The organism is Zhihengliuella salsuginis, from assembly GCF_014651715.1.
Classification (GTDB): Bacteria; Actinomycetota; Actinomycetes; order Actinomycetales; family Micrococcaceae; genus Zhihengliuella; species Zhihengliuella salsuginis.
The window spans coordinates 1-20309 of the sequence record NZ_BMXK01000018.1 but is presented as its reverse complement, the minus strand read 5'-3'; the positions used below and the strand labels follow the sequence as shown (position 1 = coordinate 20309).

General features: G+C 69.3%; 19 protein-coding genes and 1 tRNA gene. 12 read left to right on the top strand and 8 right to left on the bottom strand.

Annotated features, from left to right (window positions below):
- Positions 1 to 8: 8 nt before the first annotated feature.
- Positions 9 to 1136, top strand: coding sequence for a CAF17-like 4Fe-4S cluster assembly/insertion protein YgfZ (ygfZ, locus tag IE069_RS15010; protein WP_189351491.1), 1128 nt, complete (start codon positions 9 to 11; stop codon positions 1134 to 1136).
- On the opposite strand, the gene IE069_RS15005 is transcribed toward ygfZ, so the two are convergent.
- From IE069_RS15005 to IE069_RS14985, 5 genes are all read right to left on the bottom strand, one after another.
- A complete protein-coding gene (locus IE069_RS15005; RefSeq protein ID WP_189351490.1) occupies positions 1133 to 1864 on the bottom strand; it encodes a GNAT family N-acetyltransferase in 732 nt (243 codons plus the stop codon). The genes ygfZ and IE069_RS15005 overlap by 4 nt on opposite strands.
- A 107-nt stretch (positions 1865 to 1971) precedes the next feature.
- Positions 1972 to 3000, bottom strand: a complete 1029-nt coding sequence (locus IE069_RS15000; RefSeq protein WP_189351489.1) for a 6-phosphofructokinase — start codon at positions 2998 to 3000, stop codon at positions 1972 to 1974.
- 144 nt (positions 3001 to 3144) lie between these two features.
- Positions 3145 to 3393 carry a PspC domain-containing protein gene (locus tag IE069_RS14995; RefSeq protein WP_189351488.1) on the bottom strand — a complete coding sequence of 83 codons (249 nt, stop codon included), beginning with the start codon at positions 3391 to 3393 and terminating at the stop codon, positions 3145 to 3147.
- A 5-nt stretch (positions 3394 to 3398) separates the two neighbouring features.
- A complete protein-coding gene (locus tag IE069_RS14990; RefSeq protein ID WP_189351487.1) occupies positions 3399 to 3893 on the bottom strand; it encodes a hypothetical protein in 495 nt (164 codons plus the stop codon).
- A complete protein-coding gene (locus tag IE069_RS14985; RefSeq protein ID WP_189351486.1) occupies positions 3890 to 5281 on the bottom strand; it encodes a PspC domain-containing protein in 1392 nt (463 codons plus the stop codon). The genes IE069_RS14990 and IE069_RS14985 overlap by 4 nt, the downstream gene beginning before the upstream one ends.
- Before the next feature lie 126 nt (positions 5282 to 5407).
- On the opposite strand from IE069_RS14985, the gene IE069_RS14980 reads away from it, so the two are divergent.
- Both IE069_RS14980 and IE069_RS14975 read left to right on the top strand, forming a co-directional pair.
- Complete coding sequence (locus IE069_RS14980; RefSeq protein ID WP_189351485.1) at positions 5408 to 6778, top strand: ATP-binding protein; 1371 nt, start codon at positions 5408 to 5410, stop codon at positions 6776 to 6778.
- Entirely contained in the window at positions 6775 to 7461 is a 687-nt protein-coding gene (locus tag IE069_RS14975; RefSeq protein WP_189351484.1) for a LuxR C-terminal-related transcriptional regulator, read from the top strand. Before IE069_RS14980 ends, IE069_RS14975 begins: the two co-directional genes overlap by 4 nt.
- 113 nt (positions 7462 to 7574) lie before the next feature.
- On the opposite strand, the gene IE069_RS14970 is transcribed toward IE069_RS14975, so the two are convergent.
- Positions 7575 to 8768, bottom strand: coding sequence for a pyridoxal phosphate-dependent aminotransferase (locus tag IE069_RS14970; protein WP_189351483.1), 1194 nt, complete (start codon positions 8766 to 8768; stop codon positions 7575 to 7577).
- Between the two features lie 315 nt (positions 8769 to 9083).
- On the opposite strand from IE069_RS14970, the gene IE069_RS14965 reads away from it, so the two are divergent.
- The 5 genes from IE069_RS14965 to rplA all read left to right on the top strand — a co-directional run bounded on the left by IE069_RS14965 (position 9084) and on the right by rplA (position 11882).
- Positions 9084 to 9156: transfer RNA gene (locus tag IE069_RS14965), tRNA-Trp, on the top strand.
- 123 nt (positions 9157 to 9279) lie between these two features.
- Positions 9280 to 9546: a preprotein translocase subunit SecE gene (secE, locus tag IE069_RS14960; RefSeq protein ID WP_189351482.1), complete on the top strand. Its 267-nt coding sequence runs from the start codon at positions 9280 to 9282 to the stop codon at positions 9544 to 9546.
- A gap of 85 nt (positions 9547 to 9631) precedes the next feature.
- The gene (nusG, locus tag IE069_RS14955) at positions 9632 to 10480 is read left to right on the top strand and encodes a transcription termination/antitermination protein NusG (protein WP_189351481.1); all 849 of its coding nucleotides are present in this window, start codon (positions 9632 to 9634) and stop codon (positions 10478 to 10480) included.
- 129 nt (positions 10481 to 10609) lie between these two features.
- A complete protein-coding gene (gene rplK, locus IE069_RS14950; RefSeq protein WP_189351480.1) occupies positions 10610 to 11041 on the top strand; it encodes a 50S ribosomal protein L11 in 432 nt (143 codons plus the stop codon).
- 136 nt (positions 11042 to 11177) lie between these two features.
- Positions 11178 to 11882: a 50S ribosomal protein L1 gene (gene rplA, locus IE069_RS14945; RefSeq protein ID WP_189351479.1), complete on the top strand. Its 705-nt coding sequence runs from the start codon at positions 11178 to 11180 to the stop codon at positions 11880 to 11882.
- A 96-nt stretch (positions 11883 to 11978) separates the two neighbouring features.
- Here the strand turns inward: rplA and IE069_RS14940 are convergent, their stop codons facing one another.
- The gene (locus IE069_RS14940; RefSeq protein ID WP_189351478.1) at positions 11979 to 12533 is read right to left on the bottom strand and encodes a GNAT family N-acetyltransferase; all 555 of its coding nucleotides are present in this window, start codon (positions 12531 to 12533) and stop codon (positions 11979 to 11981) included.
- 329 nt (positions 12534 to 12862) lie between these two features.
- Here IE069_RS14940 and rplJ point away from each other — a divergent pair, with 329 nt between their 5' ends.
- The 3 genes from rplJ (at position 12863) to IE069_RS14925 (ending at position 15126) form a co-directional block, all read left to right on the top strand.
- Entirely contained in the window at positions 12863 to 13414 is a 552-nt protein-coding gene (gene rplJ, locus IE069_RS14935; protein ID WP_189351477.1) for a 50S ribosomal protein L10, read from the top strand.
- 69 nt (positions 13415 to 13483) lie between these two features.
- Positions 13484 to 13861, top strand: coding sequence for a 50S ribosomal protein L7/L12 (gene rplL, locus IE069_RS14930; RefSeq protein ID WP_189351476.1), 378 nt, complete (start codon positions 13484 to 13486; stop codon positions 13859 to 13861).
- Between the two features lie 149 nt (positions 13862 to 14010).
- Entirely contained in the window at positions 14011 to 15126 is a 1116-nt protein-coding gene (locus IE069_RS14925; protein ID WP_189351475.1) for an acyltransferase family protein, read from the top strand.
- Here the strand turns inward: IE069_RS14925 and IE069_RS14920 are convergent.
- Positions 15074 to 16261 carry an acetyl-CoA C-acetyltransferase gene (locus tag IE069_RS14920; RefSeq protein WP_189351474.1) on the bottom strand — a complete coding sequence of 396 codons (1188 nt, stop codon included), beginning with the start codon at positions 16259 to 16261 and terminating at the stop codon, positions 15074 to 15076. The two genes, IE069_RS14925 and IE069_RS14920, sit on opposite strands and share 53 nt — an antisense overlap.
- A 662-nt stretch (positions 16262 to 16923) precedes the next feature.
- Between IE069_RS14920 and IE069_RS14915 the strand changes: the two genes are divergently transcribed.
- On the top strand, positions 16924 to 20309 hold a 3386-nt coding region (locus tag IE069_RS14915; protein ID WP_229791202.1), incomplete at its 3' end, for a prealbumin-like fold domain-containing protein.

The following is a 20309-nucleotide window of genomic DNA, read 5'->3' as shown; positions in this document are numbered from 1 at the left end:
GAGCAGCCATGACCCCCGAAGAAGAGAACCACGACCAGCCGGCCGCGCCGGCCTACGCCTCGCCGCTGCTCGCCCGGGACGGGGCGATCAACGGCGACGGAATCGACGCGGGCGTCGCCCTCCACTACGGGCGCCCGCTGCCCGAGCAGCGCAGCCTCGAGGCCGGCACCGCGCTCGCCGACCTCTCGCACCGCGGCGTCGTGACGGTGACCGGGCCGGACCGGCTGAACTGGCTGAACACGCTCTCCTCGCAGCAGACGCAGGGCCTGGAGCCCGGGCAGTCCACCGAGGCGCTCTTCCTGAGCCTGCAGGGACGGATCGACTACGACTGCCGCGTCGTCGACGACGGCGGGACCACGTGGCTGCTGGTCGAGGCCTTCGAGGCCGCGCCGCTGGCCGAGTGGCTCGACAAGATGCGGTTCATGCTGCGCGTCGAGGTCGCCGACGTGTCCGCCGACTGGGCCGTCGTCGGCTCCACGGCCGAGGTCGACGACTTCGCCGACCGGCTGGTCTGGAAGGACCCGTGGCCGGGCGTCACCGAGGGCGGGTTCGCCTACTCCGGCGAGGACCACCCCGGGCGGATGCGCCCCTGGTACGAGTACCTGGTCCCGGCCGCCGGGCTGGAAGCCGCCCTGGAGGGCCGCGAGCTGGCCGGCAGCATGGCGGTCGAGGCCCTGCGGATCGCCGCGTGGCGCCCGCGCTTCGGCGTCGACACGGACGAGAAGACCATCCCGCACGAGCTCGACCTCCTGCGCACGGCCGTGCACCTGGAGAAGGGGTGCTACAAGGGCCAGGAGACGGTCGCCCGCGTGCACAACCTGGGCCACCCGCCGCGGCGCATCGTCTTCCTCGACCTCGACGGGAGCCACCACACGCTGCCGGCGCCGGGCGCCGAGGTCTTCTTCGAGGACCCGAAGCGCGGGGAGCGGGTCGTGGGGCGCGTGACCTCGGCGGTGCTGCACCACGAGGCCGGCCCGATCGCGCTCGCCGTGATCAAGCGCAACGTGGACCCCGAGGCCACTCTGAAGGTCGTCTCGGGTGAGACGGAGTATGCGGCCGCCCAGCAGCTCATCGTGGCCACCGACGCCGGACAGGTGGTCGGCCGGCAGACCGGCTTCCTGCGCGGGCCCCGCTAGCCGAGGACCGCCGTGCTCACGCTGCCGACCTCGAGGAATCCGACGTCGAGCGCGAGCTGGTGCGCCGCCTGCGAGTCCTGCGGCGCCCGCCACTGCGGCGTGTAGCCCTGCGTGAGCGCGTCGTCCGCGGCGACGGCCGTGATGTACGCGCCGAGGCCGTGCCGGCGGATCTGGGGCAGGGTCACGGTCGCGACGTCGGCGACCAGCCCCTCCCAGATGTCGTACGACGCCGTCGCCAACGGCACCTGCTCCTCGTCGGCGACCAGCGTGAAGGGGTGGTCCCGTCCGGCCAGGTTCAGGCCGATGGTGTCGTCCTTGGGCGAGGAGTCCTCGAGCGCCTGCGCGTGCCCGCGCTCGAACGAGACGGCCGCCGTGTCCGACGGTTGGACCTCCACCGGCTCGTCCAGGTAGTAGAGCGCGTAGTCCCCGGCCCCGCGCAGGCCCCCGGCGCCGTCGTGCCCGCTGCCGCGCAGGGCGCGGACGAGGCCGGAATCGGCGGCGAGCGCGTCGTCGTCGTACGCTGCGAGCACCTCGAGCGCCCACGCGGGGGCGCACAGCACCGAACCGGTGAGATAGCGCAGGAAGAGTACGGACCCGTCGTCGACGGGGACAGCCAGCCGTTCGGACGGCGCTCCCATGGCCGCCTGCTGCAGGGCATCGTCCGGCAGGCCCAGCCGGCGGGCCCAGACCAGCGCGACGATTGCGCGTGTTCCGCTCTCCAACTCCATGGTTTCAGCTTAGGGCCCGCGCGCCGCCAACCAAGCCGACGGGCCGCTGGACGGCGCGTGGGCCGGCCCCGCGCGACGCGGAACCGGCCCGTCGGGACGTGCGGGATCTAGCCGAAGAGGATCGAGGCCTCGTCGTAGCGGTCCTGCGGGACGCGCTTGAGGTTGCCCAGGGCGTCTTCGAAGCGGACGCGCTCCACGGTGGTCCCGCGCAGGGACACCATCTCGCCCCACGCGCCGTCGTGCACCGCGGAGACGGCGTTCAGGCCGAGGCGGGTGGCGAGCGTGCGGTCGAAGGCCGTCGGGACGCCGCCGCGCTGGATGTGGCCCAGGACGGTGGCGCGGGATTCGATGCCGGTGGTCCGCTCGATGTCGATCGCCAGGCGTTCGCCGATGCCGCCGAGGCGCGGACGGCCGAAGGCGTCGAGGCCGCGGTCCGAGTACGCCTCGTCGGCGCCCTCCGGGATCCAGCCCTCCGCGACGACGACGAGCGGCGCGCGGCCGCGCTCGTTGGCCTGGCGGACCCACTCGTAGACCTGGTCCATGGTCACGGACTGCTCGGGGATGAGGATGGCGTGCGCGCCGGCGGCCATGCCCGAGTGCAGGGCGATCCAGCCGACGTGGCGGCCCATGACCTCGGCCACCATGCAGCGGTGGTGGGACTCGCCCGTGGTGCGGAGGCGGTCCATGGCCTCCGTGGCGATCGAGACGGCCGTGTCGAAGCCGAACGTGTAGTCGGTGGCGTCGAGGTCGTTGTCGATGGTCTTCGGGACGCCGACGATGTTCAGGCCGGCGTCCGTCAGGCGTTTCGCAGCGGCGAGGGTTCCCTCGCCGCCGATCGCGATGATGGCGTCCACCCCGTGGGCGTCCATCGTCTTCTGGATGTTCTCGGGACCGCCGTTCTCGCCATCGAAGGGGTTGGTGCGGGACGTGCCGATGATGGTGCCGCCCTGCTTCGAGATGCCGCGGACGGTGGAACGGGGGAGGTCGACGATGTCGCCCTCCACGACGCCCCGCCAGCCGTCCCGGAATCCGACGAACTCGTGGCCGTAGCTCTTGATGCCGTTCAGCACGGCTCCGCGGATCACCGCGTTGAGTCCGGGGCAGTCGCCGCCGCTGGTCAAAATACCGATGCGCATGCGTTTCGCTTTCTTCAGTCTTCTCCCGGCCGGGGGGCCGGATGGACAAGTAAGCACGACGCTGGGCCTGACAGTAGATGGTACCAACAACGAGACGGCCACCACAGTGGAAACCGTGGTGGCCGTCGGACCCTCTAGCGGTGGTTAGCGGCGGTTGCCGCTGATGAGCTTCTCGAGGGGGATGCTGCCGTCCTGCCAGGGCAGGAGCAGCCAGGCGACGACGTAGGCCCCGATGCCGACGACCGGCAGCAGGAACGAGAGCAGGACGCCGATGCGGACGAGGATCGGATCCCATCCGAAGTGGGCGGCGATCCCACCGGCGATGCCGCCGACCCAGCGGCCGGGCCCACGGCGGAAGTTGGTGGAGCGCAGTGCGTCGAAGAACTTGTCCATGGCGATCAGCCTTTCATATTCGTGCGATCAGCGGAGGTGTTGCGTCGGGCTGCCGAGATCCCGCCCACCACCATGATGAGTCCGGCGCCGATCAGGATCGAGACCGTGACGAACGCCGGGTTCACTACGATGTCCAGGTACTGGTGCGCCAGCAGCAGCACTCCGACGACGAGGACGATCAACCCGAAGATCAGCGTACCCAACGGGACCGAGTTTTTGATGGGAATCTCGGCCGGCGCCGGCGCCGGTGCCGGTGCAGGCTCAGAGGCGGGCGCGGGGGCCGGACCGGGTTCGGGACCGCTCCCCGGCACGGGTTCCGGCGGCCGGACGGGGTCGGGCGCCCCGGCGGAGTGCGCCTCCTGGCCGGCGACCGGCTCCTCCCCGGTCCGCTCGGTGCGGATCGGCTCGGTCGGCTGCCCGGCGTCGAGGGGGCCGATCGGCTCGGTGGGCCGGTCCTGCTCGCGCTGGTTCTCGGCGGGGTCGGGGATGTGCTGGCTCATTTGGCGGCCTCCATCGGCTCGAGCGGCTGGATGTGCAGTTCGGTGGACTCGGGCGTCGAGTCGGCGTCCTCGTCGGTTTCGTCGGTCCCGCCCCACGGGAAGTCGTCCGGCTCGACGAGGTCCGCGCCGTCGCCGTCGACGATGATGTCGACCTGGCTGAAGGCCCCGTTGACGTCGAGGGTCAGGGACGGGCCATCGGTCACGCCGGTCAGGAGGTGGTGCTGCGGGGTGGTCACCCCCGAGATCTCCAGCAGCTCCACGCCGTCGGCGGATTCGACCTCGACGCTCATGAACGGCGCCGCGCCGTCGAGGTAGACGGGGATGTCGGCCGGGACGACCACGGTCGTGCGGCTGAAAGCCGTGTTGAAGGGGACGCTCGTGTCCTCCTCGATGGAGGACAGGTGCGTGAGGTCGGTCCGGCTCCGTGAGAAGGCGTAGACGCCTTCGCCGTGCTCGGATGCGGAACCGTAGGTCTCGGCCCAGAACCCGCCGTGGTTGCGGTAGTCGGTGCCGCCCAGGGCTCCGGAGAAGAGGCCGACGACGACCGCGGGGATCAGCAGGACCACGGCCCAGCCGGTGAGCGCCCCGCCCGACCTCTTGGTGAGGGCCGCGACGACCAGGCCGGCGCCGAGGACGGCCACCGCGACGGCGAAGGCCACGGTCCAGGCCCAGAGGCTGAAGGAGTCGCCGCGGGCGAAGAAGTCTGCGGCCAGGACGCCGGAGCCGGCCAGAACGGCCAGTCCGAGAACGATCGCCGTGGTCGCGCCGCTCAGACGGGCGTGCCGCGGGCGGGGCGCCGGTGCCGGCCGTGGAGGCCTCGGCGGCCGCGGTGCCGGTGCCGGTCCGGGCGCCGTCGTCCCGGAGGCGTATCCGGCGGGTGCTGCGAAGGGTGCGGCGCCCGGGGCGCCGGGCAGGGTGCCCGCCGCCGAGGGCGCGGAGGGCCCGCCGCCGGTCTCGGCCGCCTTGCGGTCGCGGTTGCGGGCGACGAAGAACCAGACCACCAGGGCGACGACGCCGATGAGGACGATGCCGCCGAAGTCGAAGCCGTCGCGGTACCAGAACCGCGGGCTGAACCAGTCTGCCGTGCCCAGGATCAGGAGCAGGAGGGCCCCGGAGAAGCCCAGGGTCCAGTTCCCGCGTCCGATCTCCTGGACGTGGATGCGGCCCGTCGGGCCGGGAAGCAGCGCCCACGCCAGACCGTAGAGGAAGAGGCCGACGCCCGTGAACAGGACGACGATCAGGATGATGCCGCGGACGAGGATCGGGTCGAGCCGGGTGCGCGCCGCCAGTCCGGACGCCACGCCGCCGATCCAGCGGTCGGGACCGCGCTGCAGGTCCAGTGAGCGCAGCCAGCGGAAGAAGGAGTGTTCGTCGGGTGTCGAGTTCATACCCACCATCCTTCCGGCCTCCGGCCCACGCCGCCATTGGGGTCGCCCCTGAACGAACCCTGATTCGGGCCCCGGGTATCCCTTGAAACCGTCCCCGAGCCGCTGCGGCCGTGCTTTAGTGGTTCCATGAGCACCACCGACCTCCCCGCCGACACGGCCGGCCCGCCCGCCGGGCGGCCCGATCTGCTGCGCTCCGAGAGCCGCATCATCGCCGGCGTCTGTTCCGGGCTGGCGGCCCACCTCGGGACCGGCGCCCGGACGATCCGGGTGCTCATGGTCCTCCTGGCGCTCGCCGGCGGGGCGGGCCTGTTCCTGTACGCGTGGCTGTGGGTGCTCGTCCCCAGCCAGACCGACGCCCAGCGGTCCGCCGAGGCGCTGGGCGCGGGCCGGCGCCGCGGTCTGGCGGAGACCATGCGCGAGCTCCCGCGCCCGGCCTTCGGGGAGAACCCCGCCGGCTCCGCAGTGCGCCACGTGCTGGTCGGGGCGGCGTTCCTGCTCGCGGGCCTGCTGCTGTTCGCACAGGTCAGCGGCCTCGACTTCGCGTGGCAGCTGATCTGGCCGGCCGTGCTGATCACCGCGGGCGCGGTGCTCGTGTGGATGCAGATCGACGCCGGCCGGTCCCGCGCCGCGGCGGTCGCCGACGCCGAGCACGACGACGGGGCCCGCCCCCGGCGCTGGTCGATGTGGCTGCGGCTGGCCGCCGGGCTCGTCCTGGTCGTGGCCGGACTCATCCTGCTCGTCGCCCAGTCGCTGACGGTGGAGGCCCTGTGGGCCGGGGCGCTCGTCTCGTTCGTGGTGCTCGCCGGCCTCGTCTTCGTGCTGCTGCCGTGGGGGCTGCGCTTCTGGCGCGACTACACGACGGAGCGCGCGAGCCGCGTGCGCGCCGCCGAGCGGGCCGACATCGCCGCCCACCTGCACGACTCCGTCCTGCAGACCCTCGCGCTGATCCAGAAGCGCGCCGGCGACGAGGCGCACGTCATCCGCCTGGCCCGGGCCCAGGAGCGCGAGCTGCGCCAGTGGCTGTACGCGGACTACGACGTCGAGCCGTCGAACGTCGGCGAGGCGATCAAGGCCGAGGCCGCGGAGCTCGAGGCGCACTACCCCGCCCAGATCGACATCGTGACCGTCGGCGCGCTCGACGGCGGGACGGGGCAGGATGCGCTCGTGGCCGCCGCCCGCGAGGCCATGCTGAACGCGGCCAAGCACGCCGGCGGCGTCGTCTCGGTCTACGTCGAGGGCCGCCGGCCGGCGAACGGCCCGGCGGCGATCGAGGTGTTCGTGCGCGACCGCGGCACCGGATTCGATCCCGACGACGTGGCGGAGGACCGGCTCGGCGTGCGCGAGTCGATCGTCGGGCGGATGCGCCGGCACGGCGGGACCGCATCCATCCGCTCGGGGGAGAATGGGACGGAAGTCGCACTGAAACTCGAATTCGGGGAAGGCCAGGCGCGCAGCGCGCCCAGTGCCGAACCCGGCGAAGATGAGGACGGATCATGAACAACGCCACCCAGCAGCCCGGCGGAACGGACGCGCGGCCGGCGATCGACGTCGTCGTGGTGGACGACCATGCGATCTTCCGCGCCGGGCTCAAGGCCGAGCTCGACAAGCGGCTGAACGTCGTCGGCGAGGCCGCGAGCGTGGAGCAGGCCGTGCAGGTCGTGCGCGAGCGGCAGCCGGGGGTGGTCCTGCTGGACGTGCACCTGCCGGGCGGACGGGGCGGGGGCGGGGCCGAGGTGCTGGCCGAGTGCGCCGGCGAGCTGTCGCGGACCCGGTTCCTGGCCCTCAGCGTCTCCGACGCGGCCGAGGACGTCGTCACCGTGATCCGCGCCGGCGCCCGCGGCTACATCACCAAGTCGGCGTCCGGGAAGGACATCTCCGACGCCGTGGTGCGCGTGGCCGGCGGCGACGCGGTGTTCTCCCCGCGACTGGCCGGATTCGTGCTGGACGCGTTCGGCACGGGAGCGGCCGTGAGCGCGGACGACGAGCTGGACCTGCTCTCGGCCCGGGAGCTCGAGGTGATGCGGCTGATCGCCCGCGGCTACTCCTACAAGGAGGTGGCCAAGGACCTGTTCATCTCCGTCAAGACGGTCGAGACCCACGTGTCCGCGGTGCTGCGCAAACTCCAGCTCTCCAACCGGCACGAGCTCACGCGCTGGGCCGTCGACCGACGCATCCTCTAGCGGCGCGGCCCCTGTCGGCAGAACGACGCGCGGCCCTGCCCTGGCGACCAGACCATGCCGTTGCAGCGGCAGAGTACGGACACGAGGACAGGGCCGCGCGCGGACGGTCCGGGTCAGCCGTTGAGGAGCTTCTGCATGCGGCCGACGCCCTCGGCCAGGTCCTCGTCGCCGAGCGCGTAGGACAGCCGGACGAACCCTGACGGGCCGAACGCCTCGCCGGGGACGATCGCGACCTCGGCCTTCTCGAGGATGAGCGCGGCCAGCTCGGCCGACGTCTGCGGCGTCACCCCGGCGATCTCGCGGCCCAGAGCGCCGCGGACGTCCGCGTAGGCGTAGAACGCTCCCTCCGGCATCGGCGCGTAGAAACCCTCGATCTGGTTCAACCCCTCGACCATGGCCAGGCGGCGGCGGTTGAACGCCACCTTCATCTCGTCGACGGCGTCGAGCGGCCCGGACACGGCGGCGAGGGCGGCCATCTGCGACACGTTCGACACGTTGGAGGTCGCGTGCGACTGCAGGTTGGTCGCGGCCTTGACGACGTCGGCGGGGCCGGCCATCCAGCCGACCCTCCAGCCGGTCATCGCGTACGTCTTGGCGACGCCGTTGAGGATGACGACCTTGTCGCCGAGCTCGGGCACGGCGGTGGCGATGGACGTGAACTCGGAGCCCTCGTAGACGAGGTGCTCGTAGATCTCGTCGGTGACGACCCACAGGTCGTTCTCCGCGGCCCAGCGGCCGATCGCGGCGACCTCGTCCGGCGTGTAGACGGCGCCGGTCGGGTTCGACGGCGAGACGAACAGCAGGATCTTGGTGCGCTCGGTGCGCGCGGCCTCTAGCTGCTCGACCGTGACCTTGTACCCGGCTTCGGGGCCGGCGAACACGTCGACCGGCACCCCGCCGGCGAGGCGGATCGACTCCGGGTACGTCGTCCAGAACGGCGCGGGCACGATGACCTCGTCGCCCGGATCGACCAGCGTGGCGAACGTGTTGTAGACGGCCTGCTTGCCGCCGTTGGTCACGAGGACCTGGCTCGCCTCGAGCGCGTAGCCGGAGTCGCGGCGGGTCTTCTCGGCGATCGCCGCCTTCAGCTCCGGCAGGCCGCCGGCGGGGGAGTAGCGGTGGAAGCGCGGATTCTTCGCGGCCTCGATCGCCGCCTCGACCACGTAGTCGGGGGTCGGGAAGTCGGGTTCGCCGGCGCCGAAGCCGATGACGGGCCGCCCCGCGGCCTTGAGGGCTTTGGCTTTCGCGTCCACGGCCAGCGTGGCCGACTCTGCGATGGAACCGATGCGGCGGGAGATCCGTGACATGCGCGACTGTCTCGCTTTCCTAGCGTGCTGTTTGGGTGCAGGTGGCTCCAGCTTAGTCTCACCCCACCTCGCGGGCACCACCCGCGGGCGTGCTTTACGTCCGCGCACGACGGCGGCGCAGGCGCGCCGCGGTTCCCGCCGGAGCCGGTGAGATCAGAGGGTCCGGGGCCGGTGTCGCGGCCCCGGCGGAATCCCGGTTCGACTTGCGCCGCCCGATTGCGTAAACTTGTTCCTCGGTGTTGGAAAACGCCGCGATCAGGCGCGACTTGCGGGCGGAGCTCGTCAAGGCCGTATGATCGGGATGCAACGCATCGAAGGGTAGTGGCGCAATTGGTAGCGCAGCGGTCTCCAAAACCGCAGGTTGCAGGTTCGAGTCCTGTCTGCCCTGCGCAGTGGCAATCACGGGCAACCGTGACGTGCTCAGCGAAATCCATGTCACGGTGTCTCGCGGGTCCGAGGGACCAGCGGGGCACCGTGGCTGTTTCACCACATATGACTGGAACGAGGAACTGTGACCGAGATCGCGGCTGGCAGCTCGAACAATCCGCAGGACCCCGGCAAGGGGGACCGGCGGGGGATTCTCGCTGGAATCGCGCTGTTCCTCCGTCAGGTGGCCTCCGAGCTGAAGAAGGTCGTCACACCGACGAAGAGGGACTGGTTCAGCTACACGCTGTGGGTCCTCGGCTTCGTCGCAGTCGTGATGGTGATTGTCAGTGCACTGGACTTCCTGTTCGGTCAGGCGTCGATCTTCGTCTTCACGAACCAGCTGGAACAGTAAGTCTCACACGCGGTCATCAAGGGCCGGACGCGGCCGCCGCACGATGAATACTTCTGGTTAGCCAGTTACAGAAAGCAGGAACCTAGTGTCCGATCAGGAACTCGAAGCGCAGGGCAACGACGAGAACGTCGAGCCGGCAACCGAGGTCGACGCCGAGCAGGCGCCGGCCGATTCTGCTGTTTCGGAGGCTGTCGAGCAGCCCGCGCCGACCGAGGCCGAGCCCACCGAAGAGCCCGAGGCCGCCGAGCCGGTTGAGTCCGATTCGGCCGACGCGGAGTCCTCGGAACCGTCCGAGACGGCCGACGCCGAGGACGCCGAGCCCGAAGTCGACCCGAAGGAGGAGCTGCGCACCCAGCTGCGCCGCCAGCCGGGCGACTGGTTCGTCATCCACTCCTACGCGGGCTATGAGAACCGTGTGAAGGTGAACCTCGAGACGCGAGCCCAGACGCTCAACATGGAGGATTTCATCTATGAGATCCAGGTCCCCATGGAAGACGTCGTGGAGATCAAGAACACCACCAAGAAGATCGTCCGCCGCGTGCGCATCCCCGGCTACGTGCTGGTGCGCATGGACCTCACGGACGAGTCGTGGGGTGCTGTTCGCCACACTCCGGGCGTCACCGGCTTCGTCGGCAACGCCCACGATCCGGCTCCGCTGAGCCTGGACGAGGTGTTCTCCATGCTCGAGCACACGGTCATCACCGAGGAGGCGGAGAAGGCCTCGTCCAAGCCGGGCCGCGCTCCGATCACCGAGGTCAACGTCGATTTCGAGGTCGGCGAGTCCGTGACCGTGAACGACGGCCCGTTCGAGACGCTCCCCGCAACGATCTCCGAGATCAAGCTCGAGACCCAGCAGCTGGTCGTCCTCGTGTCGATCTTCGAGCGCGAGACGCCGGTGACCCTCTCGTTCGGCCAGGTCACCAAGATCCAGTAGAATTGAAGCTTCGGCCTCCTCCGGACCGCTTTGACCGGATGGGGCCGTCCGGCTGCCGCGCCACGGCAGCCAAACCCCTGACGCACGCTCCTGTGCACCAGGACAACGCAATGAGAAGAAGGACCCGACATGGCCCCCAAGAAGAAGGTCACCGGCCTCATCAAGCTGCAGATCCAGGCAGGTGCCGCCAACCCGGCACCGCCGATCGGTCCGGCACTTGGTCAGCACGGTGTCAACATCATGGAGTTCTGCAAGGCTTACAACGCGGCGACTGAGTCCCAGCGCGGCAACGTGATCCCTGTGGAGATCACGGTCTACGAAGACCGCTCCTTCACCTTCGTCACGAAGACCCCGCCGGCCGCCGAGCTGATCAAGAAGGCTGCAGGCGTGCAGAAGGGCTCCGCCACTCCGCACACCGACAAGGTCGCGAAGCTGACCCAGGCTCAGTGCGAGGAGATCGCCGAGCAGAAGATGGTGGACCTGAACGCCAACGACGTCCAGGCCGCCGCCAAGATCATCGCCGGTACCGCCCGCTCCATGGGCATCACCGTCGAGGGCTAAGACCCTCACCCGCTCCGAGATCCTCGGAGCACCCCCATTACAAGAAGAGCCCGACGGCCGGACGGCCGGAACGGGACGCAGTGGCAGGGTCGAGCGCGACCCATAGAGACCACGACTGCATAAGGAGAACAAGCAGATGGCAAAGCGCAGCAAAGCATTCGAGGCAGCTGTAGCCAAGATCGAGGCCGGCAAGCTCTACGCGCCGGCCGAGGCAGTGGCCCTGGCTAAGGAAACCAGCTCGGCGAAGACCGATTCGACCGTCGAGGTGGCATTCCGCCTGGGCGTCGACCCGCGCAAGGCCGACCAGATGGTCCGCGGCACGGTCAACCTGCCGCACGGCACGGGCAAGACCGCAACCGTGGTCGTCTTCGCCAACGGCGACAAGGCCGAGGCCGCCAAGGCCGCCGGCGCCGACTTCGTCGGCTCCGACGACCTGATCGAGAAGATCCAGGGCGGCTGGACCGACTTCGACGCCGCGGTGGCGACCCCGGACCTGATGGGCAAGGTCGGCCGCCTGGGCAAGATCCTCGGCCCGCGCAACCTGATGCCGAACCCGAAGACCGGCACGGTCACCATGGACGTGGCCAAGGCCGTCGGCGACATCAAGGGCGGCAAGATCGACTTCCGCGTCGACAAGCACTCGAACCTGCACTTCATCATCGGCAAGGCGTCCTTCGACGCCCAGAAGCTGGCCGAGAACTACAGTGCAGTCCTCGAAGAGGTCCTCCGCCTGAAGCCGACCTCCTCCAAGGGCCGCTACATCAGCAAGGCCACGGTTGCCACGACCTTCGGTCCGGGCATCCAGGTCGACCCGAACGTCACCAAGGTCGTCGTCGGCTGATCGACAGACCTGAGCCGCGTGTGGCCGTCGTCCCGTCCGGGGCGGCGGCCACACGCGTATCACCGCTCTGGTGCCGCGGAGCCCCGGAGGAGGTCGTCAGGGGCGGTCGACGCGGTAGACGTAGTGCAGCGGATCGTCCACGGGGTTGTCTGGACGCATCGGCGCTTCGGCGACGCGGGTCAGGCCGGCCTTCTCGGCAGCCCGCCACGAGGCGGTGTTCGCGGCGACCACGGCGATGAAGACGGCCGGAGCGTCCGGGTAGTCCCGCCACGTGCTGTGCACCATGCCGGCGATCATCCGGGAGCCGAGGCCTCGTCCGCGCAGCTCTGGCAGGCCGATGAGATAGTCGAGCTCCACGGCGAGCGGAGGCAGTTCGACGGCGGCGCCGAACTCGGCGGCGTCGTCCGGGTAGTCGTCGATGACGGAGCGCTGCACGAGCCCGAACGGCCGGCCCGACAGGCAGACCACCAGATCCTCGCCCGGCTCCTCGCCCCGGACGCTCGCGCCGAAGTCGCGTTCGATCGCAGCCTCCGTGGTGTCGTGGTTCCACCAGCGCGCGGCCCGGGGCTCGCGCAGCCACCCGGCCAGCATGGCCAGATCGGCGCGCAGCAGCGGCCGCCAGCTGAGCTCGGCGTCACGGAACGGTTCCATGCAGACCAGTCTAGGGAACAGGTTCGATCTGGTGGCCCCGAGCCCGCGGTAGCCGATTTGGCGTCCACCGGGACGACCGGTACAGTAGTTGCTACCTAAGACCGTCGGTCGATGTGTGTCCAGAATCTGATTCGTCAGAGGATGGTCGGCATCTGAAAGATCCTCGTAGAGGACGGCCCACGCAGGTGACACTTTCTTCGAAAGCCGCGCGACGTCGTCGTACGCCGAGCGGTTCCTGAAGCCCTGTGCACCTGCACGGGGCGTTTTTTATGTGCAGTCCTCCCGGACAGGATCCGACCGGCATCAGACACAGACCCGGAAGGAGGGTTATGGCAACGCCGAACAAGGTCTCCGCAGTTGAGGAGACCATTGCAGACTTCAAAGAGTCGAACGCCGCTGTCCTGACCGAATACCGCGGGCTCTCGGTTGCGCAGCTCAAGGAATTGCGCCGTTCGCTTGGTGCTGACACCAAGTACTCGGTCGTCAAGAACACCTTGACCGGTATCGCAGCCAAGGAGGCCGGCGTCGACGCGTTCGACGACCAGCTTGCCGGTCCGACCGCCATCGCCTTCATCAGGGGCGATGCAGTGGCCGCGGCCAAGAGCCTGACGGAATTCGCGAAGAGCAACGAGAAGCTGGTCGTCAAGACCGGCTACTTCGAGGGCAAGGCAATGACCTCCGCAGAGGTTGCCGCTCTGGCAGCCCTGGAGTCCCGCGAGCACCAGCTCGCCCGCGTTGCAGGCGTGCTCAAGGCTCCGGCCGGCGCAGCAGCCCGCATCATCGAGGCACTGCGTGCCAAGCGCGAAGAAGAAGGCGGCGCTGAAGCTCCCGCCGCCCAGGTCGAGGAAGCACCTGCTGCCGACGCCGCCGAAGAAGCCTAAGACTTCTTCCACCCCACAGCACATCTCTGCAGCGGCTTGACCGCTGCCCCAAGGAAAGGACGCCACACCATGGCGAAGCTCACCAACGAAGAGCTGCTCGAAGCTTTCAAGGAAATGTCCATCATCGAGCTCTCCGAGTTCGTCACCGCCTTCGAGGAGACCTTCGAGGTCACCGCTGCTGCCGTCGCCGTTGCTGGCCCGGCCGGTGGCGCAGGCGAAGCCGCTGCCGAGGAGCAGACCGAGTTCGACGTCATCCTCGAGTCGGCCGGCGAGAAGAAGATCGGCGTCATCAAGGAGGTCCGCGGCCTGACTTCGCTGGGCCTGAAGGAAGCCAAGGAAGTTGTCGACTCCGCTCCGAAGGCTGTCCTCGAGGGCGTCGACAAGGACGCAGCCGAGAAGGCCAAGGAGGCCCTGGAGGGCGCCGGCGCCACGGTGACCCTCAAGTAGGTTCCTCGGAACCTGCCGAGAGTATTCTCGGTTCGAACGGCCCCATCCGCGTGCAGTGCGCACGCTGGTGGGGCCGTTCGCTTTTAATTCTCAGGAAGCTCTCAGCAGATCACACGGGACGCCAAGAATCGTTTCGTAACCTGTTCGTTATGAATAGACGATTGGCGCTGCTGGACGGGCTCCGTCTGGTGGCCGCCCTGATGGTGGTGTTCTACCACTACACGGCCTGGAACCACAGCAACTGGGGCCCGGAGGGCGCCCGCGAGACCTGGCACGGACTCAGCCAGGTGACCGCGCTCGGCAACCTCGGCGTGCCGCTGTTCTTCGTGATCAGCGGGTTCGTCATCCTGCTCTCCAGCTACGGGAAGCGCCCAGCCAAGTTCATCGGCTCCCGCATCGGCCGCCTCTTCCCGGCGTACTGGGTGGCGGTCCTCGCCACGGGGGTGCTGCTGTTCTTCGTATGGCCCGGAGTGGGGGACGACTTCACCTTCGGCGACTGGGCGATGAATCTGACGATGATCCAGTCGGCCTTCGAGGTCAAGAGCATCGACGGCGTCTACTGGACGCTGTGGGTGGAGCTGCGCTTCTACGCGTGGATCCTGGTCTTCATGCTGCTCGGCTGGCTCACGCCAGGCAGGGTGCTGGCCTTCGCCGCCCTCTGGCCGGCGGCCGGCATCTTCGCGGACGCCATGGGCCTGACGGTCCTCGAGGACGCGTTGATGAAGCAGCACGCCCCGCTCTTCGCCGGCGGCATGGTCCTGTTCCTGATCTACCGCTTCGGCCACTCCCCGCTGCGCTGGATCATCCTCGGACTGAACGTGGCACTGTCCGCCTACTTCACGGGCATCCGCCTCAGCGGGGAGGTCGACTGGCTCGTGGGCTACGAGATCGCCCCCGAGTCCTACTGGCCGATGGTGGTGGCGATCTTCGCGCTCCTCGCCCTGATCACGCTCACGCCGGCCGCGAATCTGGACGTCCCCGGCCTCGCCGTCGCGGGTGCGCTCACCTACCCGGTCTACCTCCTGCACCAGATGTGGGGCTGGTGGGGGATCGGCGTCCTCGCGGAGCACCTGCCGCCGCCCCTGACGCTGGCGGTCGTCATGCTGACCGTCCTCGGAGCGGCCTACGCGGTCCACCGCTGGGTGGAACGCCCCCTGGGCCGTCCGCTGGCCGAGGCCGTCACCCGCGGTGCCGACTGGGCGGGCGTGCGGATCAGCGCCGCAGGAGCAGCGCTTCGCCCTGCCCGCCCCCGCCGCACAGGCTGACCGCGGCGGTCCCGCCGCCGCGCCGGTCCAACTCGAGGGCCGCGTGCAGCGCCAGACGGGCACCGGAGGCTCCGATCGGGTGGCCGAGGGCGATCGCGCCGCCGTGGATGTTGGTGCGCTCCAGCGGGTAGCCGAGGTCGAGCAGGGACTGGCAGGCCACGGCGCCGAACGCCTCGTTGATCTCGATGAAGTCCAGTTCGCGCACGTCGAGGTCGGCCCTGGCCAGCGCCGCCCTGATCGCGTTCGACGGCTGCGAGTGCAGCGAGTTGTCGGGGCCCGCGACCTGCCCGGGTTCGCCGATCGTCGCCAGGATATGCAGCCCGTGGGCCTCCGCGTACGCGCGGGAGACCACGACGACGGCGGCGGCGCCGTCCGAGAGCGGCGATGAGTTGCCGGCCGTGATCGTTCCATCGGCGGTGAACGCGGGACGCAGCTTTCCGAGCGACTCGACGGTCGTCGTCGGGCGGATGCCCTCGTCCTCGGCGACGACGACGGGATCGCCCTTGCGCTGCGGGACCGGAACCGGCGCGATCTCGGCGTCGAAGACCCCGTCGCGCTGGGCCGCGGCGGCCCGCTGGTGCGAGAGGGCGGCGACCTCGTCCTGCTCGGCGCGGGTCAGGCCGAGCGTGGAGTTCTTCTGCTCCGTGCTCAGTCCCATCGAGATCTTCTCGAACGCGTCGGTGAGCCCGTCGTGGGCGACCGAGTCGACCGCATTGATGTCGCCGTACGTCCATCCCATGCGGCTGCCGGGCAGGACGTGGGGAGCGTTGGTCATCGACTCCTGGCCGCCCGCGACCACGACGTCGGCTTCGCCGAGGCGGACGAGTCGGGCGGCGTCGGTGATCGTGGCCAGGCCGGAGAGGCAGACCTTGTTGACCGTGACCGTCGGGACATCCCAGCCGATGCCCGCGGCGATGGCGGTCTGCCGCGCGGGATTCTGGCCGGCGCCGGCCTGAACGACCTGCCCGAAGACGACGGCGTTCACCGCGCTGGCGTCGACAGCCGACGCCGCGAGGGCGGCGGTGACGGCGTGGGCACCGAGCTGGACGGCCGTGAAACCGGCAAGGCTTCCCTTGAACCGGGCGAAAGGGGTGCGGGCACCGCCGACGATGACCGCGTCGTTGAGGTCGGACATGAGATCTTGCCTGCTTTCTCTGGGATTCGTGCCGTTTCGCGCAGGTCACCGTTCCGGGGCCGGCGGCAACGCAGCAGTTAGTCAACATTAACGTAGTGCACGGCGCGGGCCGTGTCGATGGGCCGGGGAAGACCGCCGGAAAGAATGCCGGCGAAACCTTCCCGAACCCGGGTGCACCTGCCTATACTCGGGGTGTTCCGTCCTGCGAGCAGGATGGGCGTGTCAGGCATCGGGGGGGACCTTTGACAAGGACCCGAGAGCCATGGAACACGAATACGTTGGGGGCGGCCCCCGGCCGGCGGACATCAGCTCCGCGGCACGGGCAGGCACAGGATCTCCGCGCCGCCGAATCCTCTTGAAACCGTCGCATCGACGACGAACCGCACTCTGACCGCTGCCTCGTCACGGCCGAATCCGGCCGCCGGTGGCTGCGGCAGCACCCTGCCCGTTCCATGAGCTGAACGCTGACGCAGGGCCCCACAGCCAGAACCTCGCATCCCGGCGCACCGGATCGTCCCTCCTTATCTATGCCAGTTCGCAGAATTTATTGAACAATCTCGCTGGCATTCGGCATTCACACGCATTTTCAAGAGGACGACATGTCACGACATCTCAGCCGCGTGCCCCGGAGCTGGCTTCGCGGATTAAAGACATTCCTCGCCATGGGGCTCGCCGCGGGACTGATGTTCTCCGGCAGCGTCGCCACGGCGGCGATCCAGGGGGACCAGTTCCCGGCCGCGGCCGAGGAGGCAGCGACGACGCAGGCGCAGACGGAACCCGCCGACGGTGACGCGCCCGTCGACGAGGAACCCGCGGCGAAGACGGCGACCACCACTGCTGAGGAGCCGGCCGAAGAGCCTGCCAAGCGGGAGGCGCCGGCCGCCGAGCCGGCACCGCCGGTTGAGCCGGTTGAAGAACCAACGGCGGAGGAGCCCGCGCCGGAACCTGCACCGAAACAGGAGCCCGCGCCGGAGCCAGCACCGAAGGAAGAGCCCGCACCGGAGCCGGCACCGATTCCGGAGCCCGCACCGGCACCGCAGGAGAAGAAGGCCGAGGAACCCGCAGGTGAGGAGCCTGCCGTCGAAGAGGAGCCGGTCGAGGAGCCGGAGATCCTGGCTGTCGAACCGTTCGCCTCGCCGAGTGAATTCCAGCTCGACTGGCCGTCGGACATCGACATGGCGACCGACCCGATCGGCAACGCGGATCCGACGATCTACGACCAGGGGTCGAAGGAGAACAACCCGAGTTCGTGGAACTTCGACTCGTCGGCGAGCTCTCCGGGCGCCGGCGACGTCGGTGACACCTGGGTTGCCGCCGAATACGTGGAGGACGACGCGTGGCTGTGGCTGGCGTTCGAACGCACCACGGCCAACGGGCAGATCGGCTACTTCCTGGAACTCAACCAGCTGCCGCCGACCGTCAACGGCAACGGCGCCACAGTCCCGGTCAGGACCGCCGGAGACCTCCGGCTGATCTTCCCGGCGAACAACGACTCGTTCTCGACGCCCCAGATCCAGACCTGGACCGGCTCGGCATGGGCCACTTCGTCGCTCCCCGCCGGCTCATGGGCTCACGTGGTCAGCCAGGACGGCACACTCGTCGAGTTCAAATTCAACCTCTCGGCCATCCTCGGCGGGGCCGACGGAATGCTCGAGTGCGGAGACTTCTCCTTCTCCAGCATCATGCTCCGCTCCGCCGCGTCGGCCAGCGAGAACTCCGAACTGAAGGACTTCGTCGGCGGTTCGATCGACATCGATCTGTGTGCGGGACTGACGATCGTGAAGACGGACGAGTCCGGCACCCCGTTGGGCGGTGCGACGTTCGAGATCGGCCCGAACCCGCTGCCCGGGGGGACGGGCACGTTGACGATCACGGACAACGACGCCAACGACGACGACCCGGCGGCCGGCACCATCAATCTGGCCGAGGTGAACCCGGGGTCGTACACGGTCACCGAGGTCGGTGCCCCCGACGGCTACCTGCTGCCGGCAGACCGGGATCAGGGCCCGCAGACCGTCGAGGCCGGCGGGGACGTGACGTTCACCTTCGAGGATCCGCTGGCGTGGGAACCGCTGACGGTCGAGAAGACGATCGAGGCCTCCTACACGGCGACGTACGGGTGGGATATCGAGAAGTCGGTGGACCAGACCCGGATCGAGCAGTCCGGGACGACGGCCGACTTCACCTACCTCGTGAGCGTGACGGAGGGGGCGCGGACGACGTCGGACTTCGTCGCCAGCGGCACCATCACAGTGGAGAACCCCAATGCGGGGCCGATGGTGGCCACCATCGAGGACGAGCTCAGTGACGGCACGGCCTGCGTGGTCGACGTCGTCGACGTCGGCGCGGCCGACGGGCAACAGGTCCAGTTCTCCGCCGGAAGCACGGTGCTGGACTACACGTGCGAGGTCGCGCAGGAGCCCGAGGAGGCCTCGGGCACCAACGACGTCTCCCTGACGTGGAGCCGCGCGGACTACCCGCAGGAGCAGTCGGATGTCGACGCCCCCGAGTCGGCGCCCCAGGCCGAGGCGACGGCCAGTGCCGGCTACGAATGGACGGTGACGGACGTCGACAAGACGATCACCGTCGAGGACAGCCAGTTCACGTTCGACCCGGCGTGGCAGATCGAATGGACTGCCGAGGGCACCGTCCACGAGCAGGAGTACACGCTGACGCGGGAGGTTCCTGCCGGCGAATGCCAGACGTTCGAGAACACCGCGACGATCGTCGAGACGGGTCAGTCCGACGACGCCGAGGCCACCCTCTGCGTCGGTGCCGACCTGGTGGTCGAGAAGAACGTGATCCACAGCTTCGACCGCACCTATCTGTGGGACATCGAGAAGACCGCGCTCGGCGACCAGCCTTTCGAAGCCGATCCCGAGACCGGCGACGTGACCGTCGAATACGAGGTCACTGTCGGCCCGGACACATCCGGTTCCGACTCCGGGTTCGCGGACTCGGGCTGGGCCATGAGCGGTGAGATCACCGTCTCCAACCCCAACGACTGGCAGGACATCGAGGCCACGGTGAGCGACGCCGTCGACATCGGCGGCGGGGCCGAGTGCACCGTCATGGACGCCGTTCGGGTCATCGCACCCGAGGGCGCGGCCACGTTCGAGTACACCTGCACGTTCACGAGCGAGCCGGCGTACGACGGCGAGAACGTCGCCACCGCGGTGTGGGACGCCGAAGCCGCCTCGACGCCGACCGGTGAAGCCACCGGCACCGCCGAGGTCGTCGCCGGCGAATGGTCGGTCACCCCGATCAACGAGACGGTCGTCGTCGAGGACGACCACTTCACCTTCGACCCCGAGTGGACGATCACGTGGTCGGAGGGGATGGAACCGGAGACGCGGACGTACGAGCTCACGTGGAACGTGGGCGAGGCCGGGACGTGCGCCGAGTTCGTCAACATCGCCAGCGTCATCGGCGAGCAGGGGCTGCCGCTGGCTGAGGATGATGCGATCGCCGAGGCGTGCCGCGAGGCACCGCTGATGGTCGACAAGTCGATCGACGGTTCCTTCGACCGTCTGTACCTGTGGGATGTCTCGAAGGACGTGGACCGGACGACGGTGACGGTCGGCGAGGAGGATCCGGTGCCGGAGTTCGGCTACACGGTGCTCGCGACGCCCGGTGGTGTCGTGGACAGCGGTTTCGAGCTCGGCGGGACGATCACGGTCGAGAACCCGAACTCGTTCGCGTCCGGGTGGATCGTGGCGGAGGTCGAGGACACGATCTCGGTCGAGGGCCTGGTCTGCACGGTTGCCGATGACGATCTGAACGCCGACGGCACGGTCACGATCGCCCCGAGCAGCCAGGTCGTGCTGGACTACACGTGCACGACCGACGGTGTGACCGCCGAGACGACCGGCGAGAACACGGCCGTCGTCACGTGGCACGACGGGCAGCGCTCCGCAATGAGCGATCCGGTCCCGGTCGCCTTCGACCTGGATGCCGAGACCGACAGGACGGTCGACGTCTTGGATGACAAGACGAATCCGGAGGTTGATCCGGTCCCGTTGGGGACGGCGGAGTGGAACGCGGAGGG